Origin of the sequence: Oceanicola sp. 502str15, assembly GCF_024105635.1 — a bacterium.
Lineage (GTDB): Bacteria > Pseudomonadota > Alphaproteobacteria > Rhodobacterales > Rhodobacteraceae > Vannielia.
Window position 1 is genome coordinate 1,631,633 of the sequence record NZ_WYDQ01000001.1, and the last position, 16,096, is coordinate 1,647,728.

The following is a 16,096-nucleotide window of genomic DNA, read 5'->3' on the forward strand; positions in this document are numbered from 1 at the left end:
GTTCTGTGCCCATAGTGACGCCCGGGGGGAGAACCCGCAAGAGGCTGCGCGAAGCGAATTCCGGCAGCGATCCCGGGCGCTTGGGACGCCGGCAGGTGCGCAGGATCAGAGTGCGGCCTGCACGGCGCGGGCAATCACCAGCTCCTCGTTGGTGGGCAGCACCAGTGCCGGAAGGCCAGAGGAGATGCGCGTTCCGCCCGCCTCATTGGCCTGCGCATCGAGCGCAAAGCCGAGAAAGGCCAGTTGCTCCAGCACGCGGGCGCGGATGGGCGCAGCGTTTTCTCCGATGCCGCCGGTGAAGACCAGCGCGTCGATCCCGCCGAGCGCCGCCGCCATCGAGGCCACCTCCTGCGCGACCCGGATGACGAAGTAATCCACCGCCTGCCCCGCCTCTTCGGCTTGCGAGGCGAGCAGCGCGCGCATGTCGTTGGTCTCTCCCGACAGCCCCTTGAGGCCGCTTTCCTTGTAGAGCACGCGGGTGATCTCCGCCGCGCTCATCTTCTGATCATCGAGCATCCAGAGCAGAACGCCCGCATCGAGCTGGCCCGGACGGGTGCCCATGCAGAGCCCCGACAGCGCCGAGAAGCCCATGGTGGAGGCGATGGATTTGCCCGCCTCCATGGCGCAGAGCGAGGCGCCGTTGCCCAGATGTGCCACCACCACCCGGCCCGCATGAAGGGCTGGCCAATCTTCCTTCAGCTTGCCGGAGATGTAGTCGTAGCTCAGCCCGTGAAAGCCGTAACGCCTGACGCCCATGTCATAAAACCGGCGCGGCAGGCCGTAGGTGTCTTGCACGAAGGGGTGGCCGCGGTGAAAGGCGGTGTCGAAACAGGCCACCTGCACCGGGCCGGGGAAGGCCTCGCGCGCGGCGCGCACGGCGGCGAGGTTATGGGGCTGGTGCAGCGGGGCGAGCGGCTCGAGCCTTGCCAGCCGGGCGATGGCGGCCTCGTCCAGCACCAGCGGCGCGTCATGGTCCGGCCCGCCATGCACCACCCGGTGGCCCACCCCCACCACGGCGCGGCCATCGAGATAGGGCGCGATGGCGGCAAGGATGGCAGTGACCGCCTCGTGGTGATTGGCGATCGGCAGCCGGGTTTCCACCTTCGGGCGGCCCGGAATTTCGAGGTCCAGCTCGGCCTCGCCGCCAATCCGCTCCACCTGTCCGCCCGCCTCTTCCACGAGGCTTTCGGCATCGAACAGCCCGAACTTGATCGAGCTGCTCCCGGCGTTCAGCGTGAGAATGGCGCTCATGGCTTGCGGTTGCTCTGGTAGAGCGCGGCGACGGCGCAGGAGGCGAGGCGCGCAGCGTCGTCATCGGCGCGGGAGGTCAGGATCACCGGCACGGCGGCGCCGATCACGATGCCCCCGGCCTCGGCATGGGCCACGAAGGTCAGCTCCTTGGCCAGCATGTTGCCCGCCTCCATGTTGGGCGCCACGAGGATTTCGGCGCGGCCCGCCACCAGCCCCTTGATGCCCTTGGTCTGGGCCGCGTCGATATCAATCGCGTTGTCCATCGCCAGCGGCCCGTCGACCAGCCCGCCCTTGATCTGGCCGCGGTCCGCCATCTTGGAGAGCACGGCGGCGTCGATGGTGGAGGGGATCTTGGGGTTCACGGTTTCGACCGCCGAGAGGATGCCCACCTTCGGCTCGGCGATGCCGAGGGTGTGGGCAAGGTCGATGGCGTTCTGGACGATATCCACCTTGGTTTCGAGGTCGGGCGCGATGTTGATCGCCGCATCGGTGATCAGCAGCAGATGCTCCAGCCCCGGAACGTCCATCACGAAGACATGGGAGATCTGCCGTCCGGTGCGCAGGCCCCCCTCGCGGGCAAAGACCGCGCCCAGAAGCTGGCCGGTGTGCAGATGCCCCTTCATCACCGCCTGCGCCCGGCCCTCGTGCACCAGCGCCACGCCCAGCTTGGCGGCCTTGGCATGGTCCGGCTCCGAGATGATCTCGAAGCCCGAGATATCGCGCCCGATCTCCTCGGCGGCGGCCATGATCTTCACCGGATCGCCGATGAGGATCGGGGTGATCAGCGTGTGATCCGCGCCCAGAAGCGCCCCGCCCAGCGAGTTCGCCTCCTCCGGCGCCACCACGGCGGTGGGGATCGCGGGCAGCGGGCCGGCAAGGTCGATCAGCGCATCGAAATGCTTGTGACGGCGCACGGTGAGGCCCGGCACGTCATCGGCCCGGAAGCTCTGGGCCCGCTCGGGCGCGAAAACCGTCGCCTCGCCGCGCACGATCACCGCCCCGTCCGAAACCCGGCAGACGGTGGTGTGAAACCGCGCCACCCGGTCCGCCTCCTTGGCCACCAGCACCACCTTCGTCACCACCTCGTCGCCCGCATGGGCACGGCCCACGAACTCCAGGTTCTGGCTGCGATAGAGCGTGCCGGGCCCGGGCAGCTGGTTGCCGAAGACCGCCGAGATCTGCGCCGCCAGCCACATCGAGGGCGTCACCGCCTCGGGCGTGCCATCTCCGTCGCCATCCTCGCGCGGCAGGTGCAGCGGGTTCAGGTTGCCCGAGGAGTTGGCAAAGACATAGAGGTCATCGGCCAGCACCAGACGGGTGCGCTCGGCCTCCATGCCCACCTCGAGCTGGTCATAGGGCGTGTTGTGAAATTCCTGAATCATCAATGGCTCCCTCGAAATACCGCTTCAGACTGGCCCATGCCGCGCCCCTTGGCCAGCCTTCCCGGCCTGCCACGGCGAGGTAACGCCGCCATGACGCACCCTGCGCCGAAACACGCGGCTCGAACGAGCGCATTTTGCGCAGCCCGCCAACCCAGGTCGCCAACCCGTTCCATTTTCTTGCTGCAAATACTCTACCCTGCCCTCTCCCCACCCGCGCCCCTCGCCACAAAGGCGCAGGGCCCGCAACCCGCGGACAATAAAAGGAAATGCGGCGCAAGCCGCGCAATTGAACAGGAGGTCAGATCCGGGTCAGGAGGGCGCCGATTTCCTTGCGGTAGTCGGGCAGCCCGCCCGGCTCACGTATCACGGGGGCCGATGTCACCACCACCGCGCCCTTGCTCCCCGACATCTTCTTCTCGGCCCAGGCCTTCACGTAGCCCACCGTCTTGCCGGTGAGGAATGGGTTGGCGCGGATCACGCCCTGGCCGAGCACGTCGACAAGCAGCGCGCCGTCGGGGTTGGAGAGCACCACCGCGGCGCCCTGCGCGCCAAGGAAGTGGCAGAGATAGAGCCGCCCGGCGGTGATGCCGTGGCCGCGGGCGCGCAGGTAGCTTTCGCCTTCCATCGCAAGGCGCTTCACCATCTCGCGGCTGATCGTCGGATCGTTGCGCAGCGCCAGAAGCTCGGCGCGCGAGAGGGTCGAGGCGAGGTCGGGGCGGTAGGTCTTCATCATCCGGATCCAGGTGCTCTCGATGAACTGGCCGAGGCCGGTGGCCGTGGACAGCGGGTTCTTGGCCGTCGCGTTGCCCCCCGATTCCACCCGGATGATCTGGTTCACCAGCTGCTCCACGGCGCCCGAGCCGTCGCCCGAGGCCACTATCCCGCCGCCCGAGGGCACCGAGGCGCCCAGCGGGTCGATCGCGGTGCCGTTCAGGTAGAGCTCGAAATGCAGGTGCGGGCCGGTCGAGCGGCCGGTGGTGCCGACATAGCCGACCACATCGCCCGCGCTCACCCGCTGGCCCGGCTCGGCGCCGAACTTCGACAGGTGGGCATAGCGCGTTTCCATTCCCCCGGCGTGGCTTACCTTCAGCAGGTTGCCATAGCCCCCGCCCGGTCCGGCATAGGCGATGGTGCCATCGAAGGCGGCATAGATCGGGGTGCCGGTGGGTGCGGCCCAGTCGACGCCCTTGTGCACCCGCACGGTCTTGAGGATCGGGTGATGGCGCGGGCCGAAGCGCGAGGTCAGCACGCCTTTCACCGGCGTCACCATGCCCCCGACCAGACCGCCGCCGCCGCCGGCCTTGGGCTTCAGCCCGAAGCAGCCCATGTCGCCCTCGGCATTGGTGGCATAAACGAAGCATTCGATATCCACCGCATCGCCCTGGATCGAGATGTAGAGAATGCGGCTGGCGCCATCGCCCCCCTCGTCGCCCTCGGTGGGCGGCGCGTAGAGAAAGCGCATCTTGTCGCCGGGGTTGGCGAAGGCCGAGAGGTCGTGCTCCTTGGAGAGCAGCGCAATCGCCTCGCCCACCACGACGGAGGGAATGCCGTTGCGGATGGCGGCGGAGTAGAAGGCATCGAGCATCCGGTAGCGCTGCTCGGTGACGGCCTCCTCCTCCTCTTCGCCGGCATAGTCGAAGAGCTCGTCATAGACCCATGGGTCCGAGCCGGGGCCGATATCGCCCTCGTCGGTCAGGGCCAGGGTGCCGAAGTAGACCTCGTTGTCGTAGATCGACATCTGCCGGAAGCTCAGCTTGCCGCCCAGCTCGGGCTGGCCGCGCATGGCCACGACCTGCCCGGCCTTCACCCCTTCCATCTCGAAGTATTCCTTGGCCGCAAGCGCGGCTTTCTCGGCCTCGTTAGCGAAGAAGCCGTTGTCGACCAGCAGGTCCTCGAGCGAGCGATCGTGCTGGATCTTGACGAAGATGTCGCGCACCAGCTTGTCGCGCAGATCCTGCGGGCGGGTGTAGACGACCGATGTGGTGTTTTCGATCACGGTTTCGGTGAAGCCGGGCACATCGGGGTCGTCCTCGCCCACGGCCTCGCCCCAGCCGCCGGTTTCATCGTCGAGCGCGGTCTCTTCGTAGCCCTCGGTTTCGGCGACATCGGCCAGGTCCTCGGCGGCCTCTTCCGCGCCCTCCTGCTCGAGCGCATCGGCCACTTCGCGGGTCTCTTCGGCGGTGGTGGCCTCGGCCTTCTGGGGCGTGCTCTTCTGGAGCTGGAAGAAGGCGAAGTCTTCCTGCGACGACGGCAGCGTGGTGACGAAGCGCGCCTCGGTCGAGACCATCACGTCGCTGACCAGCAGCAGCTCGCCGCGCGGCACGCGGCCGCCGCGCAGGGTGGCCGGGGCCTCGAGCTTCTTCTTGGTTTCGTCGCCGTTCTCGGCAAAGCGGATGATCAGCGGGTCGCCCGCTAGGTCGACGAAGGCGGCGACGAAGGCCGATGAGGCGGCGGCGGTGTCCTCGTCGGAGGAGATGGCGAAGCCTTCCTCGAGGTCTTCCTCGGCTACGGTCCCTCCGCCCCCGCCGTTGAACGACCACTTGTCCCAGGTAAACCAGATGCCGAGCCCGATCAGCAGGACCGGCAGCACCGCCCCGACGCCGATCAGCACCCGGCCGCGCCTTGCCGCCCGCTTGCGCCGTTTGGCGGCGGAAGCGGCCTTGGTGAAGCGCGGATCTATCTCGTCTTTCAGCACGGGGTCAGGATCGCAGGTTTCTTGCTCGAATCAAGACGATCTCCCGCCACCTAGCCGCGGATCGCGCCGGGCGAGAGCCGGTTGATCTTGGCGGGAACCTTGCGGCCCTTGTCATCGGTGGTGGGCTGGGTGGAAAACTTGGGCTTGGTGGTGGTCTTGGGCTGGGTCCGGGCGGCGGGGGCCGAGGTCTTGCGGACCACGCGGGTCTTGCTGGCGGAGGCCTTGGCGGCCACGCGGGCGGGTGCGGCGACCACGCCTTCGCAGACCACGCCCGGCTCCAGCGCAAGGCGGCGGAAGGCGACTTCGCTCGGCTCCGCCTTGGCCTCTTCGGCGCTGACCGAGCCCTTGGCGGTGTAGTAGCGCAGCAGGGAAATGCGGCTGATCTTGCCCCAGACCCCATCGACGGAGGCGCGGTGGCATCCCACGCGGGCCAGCTCCTGCTGGAGCCCGAGGGGCAGGTTTTCGGGCAGCTCGACGGAGGCCAGCTCTTCCGCGCTCGGGCCGGTTGCGGTGCTGGCCTCGGCGGCGGCCACCACCGCCTCGGCGGCGGCGACCTTGTCGGCCAGGGTGGGGGCGCCTTCGGGTGTGTCGCCGGCCTCTTCGGGGTCTTGCGGATCGACCGAGCGGGTGTCGTCGAGCATGGCCACCTCTTCGCCTTCCTCCACCTCGTCAATGGCGACGATGGGGTTGGGCGTGGCATCGGCCATCTCTTCGGGCTCGTCCTCGACCACGAGGATTTCCAGTGTCACCCCGTTGTCGGCCAGCGCGCCGATCACGTTGCGGATGCTCTCTTCGTCCAGCCCGCCGATGGCGTCGAGGTCGGCTTCGGTGATGCTGGCCCCATCCTCCTCGACCGGCACGAAGTAGAACTGCGCGCGCAGCGACGACTGGTCCCAGGGCACCTGGGTTTCGTGGGTGGCCTCGACCACCTCGTTGCGCACGGCGATCATCAGGTCGGAGATCGAGATGCCGGGGGTTTCGATGTTCTTCAGCATGGCGAGGGTGAAGGGGCTGTTGGCCCCGATCCCGTCGCGGGCCACGGCGCCGGGCTGGGTGGCGAAGGCGATGAAGCTGCCGGTGCCAAGGCCGGTTTCGGCATCGGGCTTGGCGAGGCCGCCCCCCGAGGCGGTGGATTGCAGCGACAGCGGCAGCGGGGTGGTGCGGCAGGCATCGAGGAAGAACAGCACTTGGCGGCCCTCGCCCGAGAGGCGGGCGACGATGTCATCGGAGAAGGACCATGTTTCGGCGGTCATCGACTCCGGCGTGCGCAGAGTGGCGTCGGCGGGCACGAGGAGGTTCTGGCCGTTCTGCTGGAAGGCGTGGCCGGAGTAGTAGAACAGCACCGTGTCGGCGGTTTCGGCGCGGGCGGCGAAGGCGTCGAGCACGGGGGCGAGGCGGTCTTTCGGGGCGTCGGTCACGAGGGTGACCTCGAAGCCGACGCGCTCCAGCCCGGCGGCAATGCCCTGGGCGTCGTTTACCGGGTTGGCCAGCGGTTGCAGCCCGGTATAGGCGGCGTTGCCGATCACCAGCGCCACCCGGCCCTCGGCCCAGAGCGGCGCGGCAAGCGGCAGGGTTGCCATGGTGACGAGCGCCGCAAGCAGGCCCCGCGCACGGCGGCGCGGCACATCAGACAGGAACACACCGATCACAGGGAACATGGCGCCCTCCCCATCCTTTGGCAGAAACGACCTTAGCGGAACACCCCGGCCCGCAGCTTCTTGGTGACAGTCTTCTTGGTGCCACCGGAGGCCGTGCGCTTGGTCGTGGTGTTGGACTTGATCCGCGGCTTCGACGAGCTGGCCGCAGCCTTGGTGGGCGTGGTCTGCCGCTTGGTGGCGGCGGCGGTGCGCACCTTGCTGATGGCCTTGGACGCCTTCTTGGAGGCCACCTGCTGGACCGCCTTGCAGGCCACCTCGTTATCGCCCTGAAGGCGACGGAGGAGCGAGTTGCTCGGCTCGAGCTCGTCGGTAGCGATGGCGCGGGCGGCGAAGTAGCGGAACAGCGACACGCGCGAGCCCTTGCCCCAGTCGCCGTCGATCCGCATCCGGTAGCAGCCGAGCCGGCTGAGTTCGGTTTGCACGGCCGAGGCCAGTTCCTTGCCTTCCAGCTCGGGCGCGGCGGGGGCAACCCCGGCTTCGCGGGCCTCGTCGCTGTTGCGGTCGATCTCGGTGCCCACAACGCGGCTGCGCGGCTCGGCGGTGGAGGGCTCGAGCGAGCGGGTCGGGGCGAGGCCGGCGAGGATCACCGCCTCGCGCTCTTCGCCATCGGGGCCGATCACCTTGGTGCGCCCGGCGTTGGGATCGGGGGCGACGGCCTCGGCAACCTGTGCGCCGGTCACTTCGGAGCCGGTCACCTCGGTGCCGGTGACTTCGGTTCCGGTGACTTCGGTTCCGGTGACGCGGGTTGCATCGGCGGTTTCGGTGCCGGCCGGCTCGGTGCCGGTGACACGCTCTGCCCCGGCGACCTCGGTGCCGGTCACGCGCTCGGGCGTGGTGCTCTCGGTGCCGGTGCGCTCTGCCTCGTTGGAGGCCACCACGGTTTCGGCACCGGTGGCATCGGGGGTTTCGCTCTCGCCGCTGGCGACCACGCGCTCGGGGGCCTGCTCGCCACCGATCACCACCACGGCGCTGTCGCCGCTTTCGGCGCGCTCGGCGTCATTGGAGGCCACGACGGTTTCGCCGCCGGCCTGCTCGGGCACGTCGGTGCGGACCTCGGGGGCGTTCTCGTCGGGGACATCGACGATATCGACGATGGCCACCGCCTCGCGGATCTCCTCGACTTCTTCCTCGACCTCCTCGATCACGATGTTCGTGCCCGAGTTGCCCAGAGCCGCCAGCAGGCGCTTGCGGGTTTCAGGATCGAGCGCGGCGATCAGCTCGTAGTCGGCGTCGGTGAGTTCGGCGGTCTGTTCGACTTGCGGGTTGAAGTAGAACTGCGCGCGCAGGGACGACTGGTCCCAGGGGGTCTGGCGGCCGAAGGTCTCGCTTTCAACGTCGTTGCGCACCCGGATCATCAGGTCGGAGACCGAGATTCCGGGCTCTTCGATGTGTCCCAGAAGGGCCTGGGTGAAGGGGCTGTTCTCGCCCGCGCCGTCGGAGGTGACGTTGTTGGGCTGGGTGGCGAAGGCCACGAAGGTGCCCGAGCCCTTTTCCATCTGCGCGAGGCCCTGTGTGCCCTCGCCGCGCATGCTCTCGGGCAGCGGGTTGTTGCGGCAGGCGTCAAGGAAAATGAGGGTCTGGCGGTTCTTGGCGGAGAGGCGCTTGACGATCTCGTCGAGCCGCCATGTCTCGTTTTCGATGGCTTCGCGCGAGGCGAGGGTTGCGTCCTTGGGGACGAGGTAGTTGGCGCCGCCAAGCTGAAAGGCATGGCCGGAGAAGAAGAACATCGCGCTCTCGGCATCCTCGGCGGAGGCGGCGAAGGTATCGAGCTTGGTCCAGAAATCGGCTTCGCTCGCATCGGTCAGCAGGGTGACTTCGAAGTCGAGCCGCTCCAGCGAGGCGGCAAGATCTTTGGCGTCGTTGGTCGCGTTCTTGAGGGCGTAGACATTGTCGTAGTCGGCATTGCCGACCACCAGCGCCACGCGTTTTGCCTCGGCTGTCAGGGTGGCGGCGGTGACGAAGATCAGCGCCAGAGGTGCGCTGCGGGCGGCACGTCCGAGCCCGGCGGAGCGGGCAGCGCCGCCGACCAGCGCGGAGGCCGAACGCAGGCCGAGGCCGGCGCGGGCAACGCAGTGCGAAAAGCTCAGGGGTGAAGTGGTTCGGGTATCGGGCGAAGTCGCCATGGTCAGCCGCCAATCATCTCTGGGTCAAAAAAACTTGCATATCACTCTAGCGGAAAGGGGTCGTGAATGCGACCCCGAGCCGATCAAATCTTTATCTTCAACAAGATGTGAATTCCGTGGGGTCATTTCAAGCCCCTGCCCCGCGCTTTCTGCGCCTCAGCCACCGCCGGGCGGCGTGATAAACAAGGTCCATCGCACCGTGGCCTGCGTATCGACCTCGTGAAACATCGCGGCCCGGTGGCCGCGGTCCCAGCAGCTCTCGATTCCCTCGATCTCGAAGGCCTTGGCGGCGATGCACATCGACACGCTGCCATCGAGGATCGGCTGGCCAAAAACATCGGTGGCGTAGACGTAGATGTAGCGGTTGTTCAGCTCGTTCTTGATGACGTTGGCACATTGGTTGGTGCCGATCGTCCACCAGCCCTCGGTCTGGAACTGGCTGTCAACCAACTGCCCTATGGCCACGTTGATCACGTCGAAACTCTGGTTGCACACGGCAAATTCTGCCCGCGCGGCCCCTGCGCCCAACAGGCTGGCAACGCTGGCAAGAAGGGAGAAAACTGCGGTTCTCGGGAACAATCGGCGCGACATGGCGCGACTTAAGCCGCTTTTTTGCGGATGGGCAAGAAATCGCCACTTTTGGGCCGCAGATTGAAAACAATCGCGTGACAGCCTAGAGTGGTAACAACGCTGGAGAGAGAACATGACTGTAAAGTTCGTGATGCCGCTCGGGGCCGTGGCCGCCATGTCGATGGCTCTTGTCGCTCCCGCATCTGCGCAAATCGCAAAATTCCACGTGATGGCCCCGGCCATTCCAGGGCTGGTCCAACTTGACAGGATCTCCTCGGCCGACGAAGCGCAATCCGATTTTGTCGGCTCCACCGCGTCGATGGACGAGGGCAAATCTGCCTCGCAGCAGCAGATGCGCGACTCCGAGGATGTTGTCGCGGGCCGGAACGAAGGCATCTCGCCGAATGAAGGCGGTGACGACAGCGTGCTCGACACCCTGTTCGGCGGCGTCTACCAGAAGCCGCCGGCGCGCCCCGAAGGCCCGCAGATGGCGGCCATCGATGCCGAACCGGCTGCCATCGCCTCCCGCCCCGAAACCGGGCGCCAGGTGATCGTGCGGACCCGCACCAAGAGCCCGCGCGGCGGCTCGAAGATCAAGACCGGCTCGCTCTGGAGCGTCGGCGAGTTCCGCTGACACGCCGAGATCAGACCAGATCGGAAGGTCCGGGGGCACAGATGCCCGCCGGGCCTTTTTGTTTGCGCCCCGCCGCGCAGCGCCCCCGAGGGCGCAACAACACTGCCCCGCCGGTGCCGCCCCCGATTTTCTGAACCGAAGGCTTTGCGCAGGCCGGGGGCCGTGTTAGCACTTTCAGCATAAGAAATCATCGTAACGGGGGGAGGCGCGACGTGCCTGTTCTGAAATCCTTTTCTACCAAGCTGCTGGCATCCATCACCGCGGGGGTCATGGCGGCTGGCATGTCTGCTCCTGCCTTCGCGCAGGGCGGGAGCTTCGGCCTCGAGCTGAACGCCGCCCGCGATGTGGGCGAGGGCTGCCGGCTGACATATGTGGCCACCAACAACACCGGTGAGGGGCTCGACAAGGCCTCCTACGAGGTGGCCGTGTTCGATCAGGATGGCGTGGTCTCGCGGCTGCTGATCCTCGAATTCGGCCAGCTTCAGGCCGACAAGACCAAGGTTGTGCAGTTCGATCTGGCCGATATGCCCTGCTCGAACATCTCGCGGCTGCTGGTCAACTCGGTCAGCGAATGCGTCGGCACCGGTGGTGCCTCGCCCGACTGCATGGCCGGGCTGACCACCTCGTCGCGCGCCGAAATCCAGTTCGGGCTCTGAGCACCGCCTCAGCGCCCGGCAACGGGAGTAACCGATGGACGCTTATCTGCCCGAGGGGCTGAGCGGCTACGCATGGGCGATTCTGGCCGTGCTGGCCGGGGCCTCGCTGGTCGCGCTGACCGTGGCGCTGTTCAAGATCTTCCAGTTCATGCGGCTGGGCGTGGGCCGGCGGCGCATGCCCACGCAGATCGTGGAGAAGTTCCTTAAGGGCGATGGAGACGGGGCGCTGGCGCTGGCCGACAAGCGCAACACCTCTGCCGTGCGCGTGCTCTTCGCCGCGCTCTCGGCGCTGCGCTCCAATCCGGGCGACCGCGATTTTGCCCGCGAGCTCTCCACCCAGGTTGCGCTTGACGAACTGGCGCTGATGGCGCGGCGGATGAACGCGCTGGAGGCGGTGGTGCAGGCCGCGCCGATGCTGGGGCTGCTGGGCACGGTGGTGGGCATGATCGAAGCCTTCGGGAAGCTCGCCAAGGCCGAGGGCGCGGTGGACCCAAGCGTGCTGGCGGGCGGCATCTGGACTGCGCTCATCACCACGGCGGTGGGCCTTGCCATTGCGATCTTCTTCTACTTCATCTCGCTCTGGCTCGAGGGCCGCATCGCCCGCGAGCGCGAGGCGCTGGAGCGGCTGATTTCGACCGTGCTGCACGGGCGGGTGGAGACCCGGCCGGGCAAAACGATCATCTGAGGGCGCGGGGCCGTGGCCGGACCGGGAGCGGGCAAGACGGTGATCGGCGGCCCCATGCCCCACGCCGCCGGCCTCTCGGGCGGGGCCGGGCACACGGTGATCGGCGCGGCCATGCCCACCGGGGGCACCCGCCCCGGCGATGTCTACCTGCCCGACCCGAGGGGCGACCGGAAGGCCCCCTTTGCGCTCACGCCGCTGGCCGACGTGATGTTTCAGCTGCTGATCTTCTTCATGCTTTCCACCTCGCTCGCCCCCTATTCGCTCATCACCCTCGGCACCCCCGCCGCGCCCACCGGCCAGAGCAGCGCCGCGCCCGAGGCACCGGGCGGCGGAGCGCAGAGCATTGTGATCTGGCATGTCGGCCGGGGCGAGCTGCGGGCCGGCTCAGCCGTGCTGCCGCTGGATGCGTTGCCGCAGGTGATCCCGGCGCTGAAGGAAAAGGGGCTGGAGGAGATCCTGCTGTTCACCACCCCGGCCGCCACCACGCAGGACGTGGCCACGGTGATCGAGGCGATCCGGGTGGGCGAGGTTGCCAAGCTGCGCCTGATCGGGAAGCCGGGGATATGAGAGCCGGGCCGACCCATCTGCCCGGCGTGGCGCCTGCACCGGGGAGGCCCGCCTGATGCTCGCCTCCAAGCTCGCCGCCCAACGCCACCGGCGCCGCCCCGACTTCGGGCTGGCGCAGGTGAACATCGTGCTGTTGCTGGTGCTCTTCTTTCTCGTGGTCGGCACCATCGTCGAGACCGACGAGTTGGCCGTCGACCTCGCCGAAACCCAGGACCTCCCGCTCGAGCGCCTCCCCCGCCCGCTGCTGCTGATCGCGCCCGAGGGGGGCTGGTCGCTGGACGGGGCGCCGATGGAGGAGGCCGCGGTGGTGGAGGCGCTGAAGGCCCCGCCGCCCGAGGGCCAGCCGAATGCAGTCTACATCCTCGCCCCGCGGGACATGTCTGCCGACAGGCTGCTGCGGGCGATGCAGGTGCTGCTGCCCGCGGGCCGCACCGTGAAGCTGGTGACGCTGAAGGCGGGGGGGCCGGAATGAGCTACGCCGACGGCCCCGTGCAATACATCGAGCCGCGCGCCCAGACCGAGGTGGTGCTCTGGGGTGCGGCGCTGCTGCTGGCCGTCGCCGCCCATCTGGCTGCCTTCACCTATGCCCGCGAGCGCCTGCCCGAGCCTGCGCCCGAAGAGGCGCCGGTGGAGACGCAGGTGACGGTGGAGATGATCGAGATGGCCAGCCAGGCCGCCCAGCCCACCCGTGCCGAGGCCGAGGCGGTGGAGGCGGCGCAGGCCCCTGCCCCGCCCGAGCCTGCCGCCCCGACACCACCGGCAGAGGCCCCCGAGCGTGCCGCCACCGCCGCCCCGGCAGAGCGGGTCGAGGCGACGCCTGCTCCGGCACCGGCCCCCGCGCCTGCGCCCGACTCCGCCACCTCCACCCCGGCCCCCACCGCCGCAGAGCCGGTGAGCGAGGGGGCCACGCGCATCACTGGCGCGCCGGTCGCGGCGCAATCCGGTGCGGCCCCGACGGAGAAGGCCGAAACCGCGCAGACCGCCCGGGCCGAAGAGGTGCAGGAGGCGCGCGAGGCGACCCCGGCCCGGATCACCGCCGCCCCGGTGGTGGCCGAAGAGGTGAACCGCGCGGAGATTGCCAGTGCCGAGCGCGTGCCCGACGAGGTGCCCGAGACCACCACGGCGCGGGTGGCCGACGACCGGGTGGTGGCAGGGCAGGACGAGGGGCGCGAGCGGCTGCGCAGCGAAGAGGAGGTGGAGGCGCAGCAGGCCGTGCGCGACACCGGAGAAGAGCGCCTTGCCGCCACCCCTGCCCCGATGCCGGAGGCCCCGGCAGAGCCGGTCGAGGCGGCGCCGGCCGATACCGTTGCCGCGCCGAGCCCGCCGCCCGTGCCCGAACGCCTCGCCCCCACGCCCGAACCGGAGGCTCCCGAGCGCCTCGCCGCTGTCGCGCCGGAGCCCACCGCCGCGCCACCCACCGCGCCCGAGGAGGCGGAGGAGCCCGCTGCCGCCCCGCCCCCCGAGCGCGACAGCGAGCTGCCCGGCCCCGCCACCGAGGGCGGCCTCGCCGCGCCCGCCCCCCCGGAGAGTGACATCTCGGAGGCCGACCGCACCCGCTACGCCGCCATCCTCGACTACCTGAAAACCTATGACGGCGGCCCCTGCTTTGCCGCCCTTCCTGCGCTGGGAGAGGAAACCGCCCAGCTGACATTGGACGCCTTCGGCCCCACCTCCGCCTCGCTCGACGGCTTTCGCGCCGGGATGGAGGCCGAGACGGGCGAGATTGCCAATACGTTCCTCAAGCCGGTGAGCGAGGCCCAATGCGCCACGCTCACCTTCATCCGCGAGGCCAAGGCCTACCCTGCGTTCAACCTCTACTTCGACATGGAGAACCGGGTGATCGCCTCGGGCGACTACCTTGAGGGGCGCATCCTCAACGTGTCGGGCCAGGTGGTGCACTTCCTGCTGATCGACGATGAGGGCACGGTGCAGGCGCTCGACGGGTTCTTGCAGTTCACCCGGGCGGGGGCGAGCTTTTCGATCCCGATGAACCTCACCGCCGGGCCGGTGGTGACGCAGCAGCTGTTGCTGGCGGTGGGCACCCCGGCGCGGCTTGATGTGGTGCAGAGCGACAATGGCACCGAGGCGGCCAGCTTCTTCAAGGCGCTGGCAGCAGAGCTGGAGGCCCGCGGGATTACCGCGGACCTCTCGATGGTCGCCTTTTCGGTCGAGTAGCCGCCGATGTCACCCTCGGGCCTGACCCGAGGGTCTCTTGCGGCCAGGAGATCCTCGGGTCAGGCCCGAGGATGACATCGGTGCCTTCAGTCAGAGAGCGAGCCCTCTTCGTCGCGCCGGACCATCCGCGCCTTCACCACCTTGCCGACGAAGACCGGCAGGATGAAGCCGGCAATCGCGATCGACCAGAGAGTGATGGCCAGCGGGCTGTCGATCAGGGTCCACCAGTCGCCGTTGTCGATGGTCACGGCGCGGCGCAGGTTGTTTTCCATGGTGTTGCCCAGCAACGTACCGAGGATCACCGGCACCAGCGGCACGTCGAACTTGCGCAGAAGCCACCCGGCGACCCCGAAGGCGATCATCACCATCAGGTCGAAGGAGGAGCCGGAGATGCCGTAGATGCCGACGAAGCTGACCATGGCGACCACCGGCATCAGGATGCGCGGCGGCACCAGCAGGACGCGGGTGAAGAGGCCGACCATGGGGATGTTCATCGCCAGCAACATGAAGTTGCCGATGAAGAGCGCGGCGATCAGGCCCCAGACCACATCGGGGTTGTTCTGGAACAGCAGCGGCCCCGGCGTGATGTTGAGCGAAAGCAGCACGGCCAGCAGCACGGCGGTCGTGCCCGAGCCGGGCACGCCGAGCGCCAGCATCGGCACCAGCGCGCCACCGGCGGCGGCGTTGTTGCCCGCCTCGGGCGCGGCCACGCCGCGCGGATCGCCGGTGCCGAAGGTGCCTTCCTTGTCGACCAGCTTCTTTTCCATCGAGTAGCTGATGAAGGAGCCAAGCGAGGCCCCTGCCCCCGGCAGCACCCCGGCCACGAAGCCGAGGAAGGAGGTGCGCAGCATGGTCGGGATGGTCTTGATGACCATGCCCATCGGCGGAATGATCCGCCCCACCTTCACCTTGTCTTCCGCCGCATCCGCAGAGCCGTGGCGGTGTTCGAGGAAGACGAAGACCTCGGAGAGCGCGAAGAGGCCGACGATGGCGACGAGGAAATCGAGCCCGTCATAGAGGTGCACCTCGCCGAAGGTCAGGCGCGGCACGCCGGTTTGCGTATCGACCCCGATCATCGCGAGGCCGAGGCCGAGCATGGCGGCGAAGGCGGATTTGGCCTGGTTGGTGGAGGAGACCCCGCCGAGCGTGGCGAAGGCCAGCGCGAAGAGGGCGAAATATTCGGCCGGGCCGAAGAGCAGCGCCAGCTTGACCAGTTGCGGCGCCAGCAGGATGAGGCCCCATGTGGCGAGGAAGGCGCCGACGAACGAAGCGATGCCCGAGAGCGCCAGCGCCTCGCCGGCCTGCCCCTTCTTGGCCATAGGGTAGCCGTCGAGGCAGGTCATCATTGCCGGTTCGTCGCCCGGGATGTTCAGCAGGATCGAGCTGATCCGCCCGCCGTACATGGCCCCGTAATAGACCGCCGTGAGCAGGATGAGCGAGGAGGTCGCATCGAGACCGAGGGTGAAGGCCAGCGGGATCAGGATGGCCACGCCGTTGGACGGGCCGAGGCCCGGCAGCGCGCCCATGATGGTGCCGAGGAAGCAGCCCAGCAGCGCGAGGCCGAGGTTCTGCCAGGTGAGCGCGATTTCGAAGCCGCCATAAAGGTTTGCCCAGAGATCCATGGGTCAGTCTCCCGTTCCGATGGCGTCACTGGCATCCGGCAGGGCCTCTTCGGCCCCGCCTCCGCCAAAGAGCGCGAA

The 16,096-nt window shown here is 68.4% G+C and carries 13 protein-coding genes; 6 read left to right on the forward strand and 7 right to left on the reverse strand.

Features of this window, described 5'->3' with window-relative positions; translation table 11 throughout:
* Window positions 1–105: 105 nt before the first annotated feature.
* From GTH22_RS07875 to GTH22_RS07900, 6 genes are all read right to left on the reverse strand, one after another.
* Entirely contained in the window at window positions 106–1,251 is a 1,146-nt protein-coding gene (locus tag GTH22_RS07875; RefSeq protein WP_252944520.1) for an acetate/propionate family kinase, read from the reverse strand.
* Window positions 1,248–2,633: a bifunctional enoyl-CoA hydratase/phosphate acetyltransferase gene (locus GTH22_RS07880; RefSeq protein WP_252944522.1), complete on the reverse strand. Its 1,386-nt coding sequence runs from the start codon at window positions 2,631–2,633 to the stop codon at window positions 1,248–1,250. The genes GTH22_RS07875 and GTH22_RS07880 overlap by 4 nt, the downstream gene beginning before the upstream one ends.
* 298 nt (window positions 2,634–2,931) lie before the next feature.
* Window positions 2,932–5,328, reverse strand: coding sequence for a peptidoglycan DD-metalloendopeptidase family protein (locus GTH22_RS07885; RefSeq protein WP_252944524.1), 2,397 nt, complete (start codon window positions 5,326–5,328; stop codon window positions 2,932–2,934).
* A gap of 50 nt (window positions 5,329–5,378) precedes the next feature.
* The gene (locus tag GTH22_RS07890) at window positions 5,379–6,986 is read right to left on the reverse strand and encodes a caspase family protein (protein WP_252944526.1); all 1,608 of its coding nucleotides are present in this window, start codon (window positions 6,984–6,986) and stop codon (window positions 5,379–5,381) included.
* 32 nt (window positions 6,987–7,018) lie between these two features.
* Window positions 7,019–9,109 (reverse strand): caspase domain-containing protein, encoded by a 2,091-nt coding sequence (locus GTH22_RS07895; RefSeq protein ID WP_252944527.1) that lies wholly within the window; start codon window positions 9,107–9,109, stop codon window positions 7,019–7,021.
* A 156-nt stretch (window positions 9,110–9,265) separates the two neighbouring features.
* Entirely contained in the window at window positions 9,266–9,700 is a 435-nt protein-coding gene (locus GTH22_RS07900) for a DUF1036 domain-containing protein (protein ID WP_252944529.1), read from the reverse strand.
* 112 nt (window positions 9,701–9,812) lie between these two features.
* On the opposite strand from GTH22_RS07900, the gene GTH22_RS07905 reads away from it, so the two are divergent.
* The 6 genes from GTH22_RS07905 (at window position 9,813) to GTH22_RS07930 (ending at window position 14,396) form a co-directional block, all read left to right on the forward strand.
* Window positions 9,813–10,313, forward strand: coding sequence for a hypothetical protein (locus GTH22_RS07905; protein WP_252944532.1), 501 nt, complete (start codon window positions 9,813–9,815; stop codon window positions 10,311–10,313).
* Window positions 10,314–10,594: 281 nt separating this feature from the next.
* Window positions 10,595–10,969: a hypothetical protein gene (locus tag GTH22_RS07910; RefSeq protein WP_252944533.1), complete on the forward strand. Its 375-nt coding sequence runs from the start codon at window positions 10,595–10,597 to the stop codon at window positions 10,967–10,969.
* Between the two features lie 34 nt (window positions 10,970–11,003).
* Entirely contained in the window at window positions 11,004–11,654 is a 651-nt protein-coding gene (locus tag GTH22_RS07915) for a MotA/TolQ/ExbB proton channel family protein (RefSeq protein ID WP_252944535.1), read from the forward strand.
* A 12-nt stretch (window positions 11,655–11,666) separates the two neighbouring features.
* Entirely contained in the window at window positions 11,667–12,221 is a 555-nt protein-coding gene (locus tag GTH22_RS07920; protein ID WP_252944536.1) for a biopolymer transporter ExbD, read from the forward strand.
* Between the two features lie 55 nt (window positions 12,222–12,276).
* The gene (locus GTH22_RS07925) at window positions 12,277–12,693 is read left to right on the forward strand and encodes a biopolymer transporter ExbD (protein WP_252944538.1); all 417 of its coding nucleotides are present in this window, start codon (window positions 12,277–12,279) and stop codon (window positions 12,691–12,693) included.
* Entirely contained in the window at window positions 12,690–14,396 is a 1,707-nt protein-coding gene (locus GTH22_RS07930; protein ID WP_252944540.1) for a hypothetical protein, read from the forward strand. The genes GTH22_RS07925 and GTH22_RS07930 overlap by 4 nt, the downstream gene beginning before the upstream one ends.
* 86 nt (window positions 14,397–14,482) lie before the next feature.
* Here GTH22_RS07930 and GTH22_RS07935 read toward each other — a convergent pair whose 3' ends face one another.
* Window positions 14,483–16,018 carry a tripartite tricarboxylate transporter permease gene (locus GTH22_RS07935; RefSeq protein ID WP_252944542.1) on the reverse strand — a complete coding sequence of 512 codons (1,536 nt, stop codon included), beginning with the start codon at window positions 16,016–16,018 and terminating at the stop codon, window positions 14,483–14,485.
* Between the last annotated feature and the right edge of the window lie 78 nt (window positions 16,019–16,096).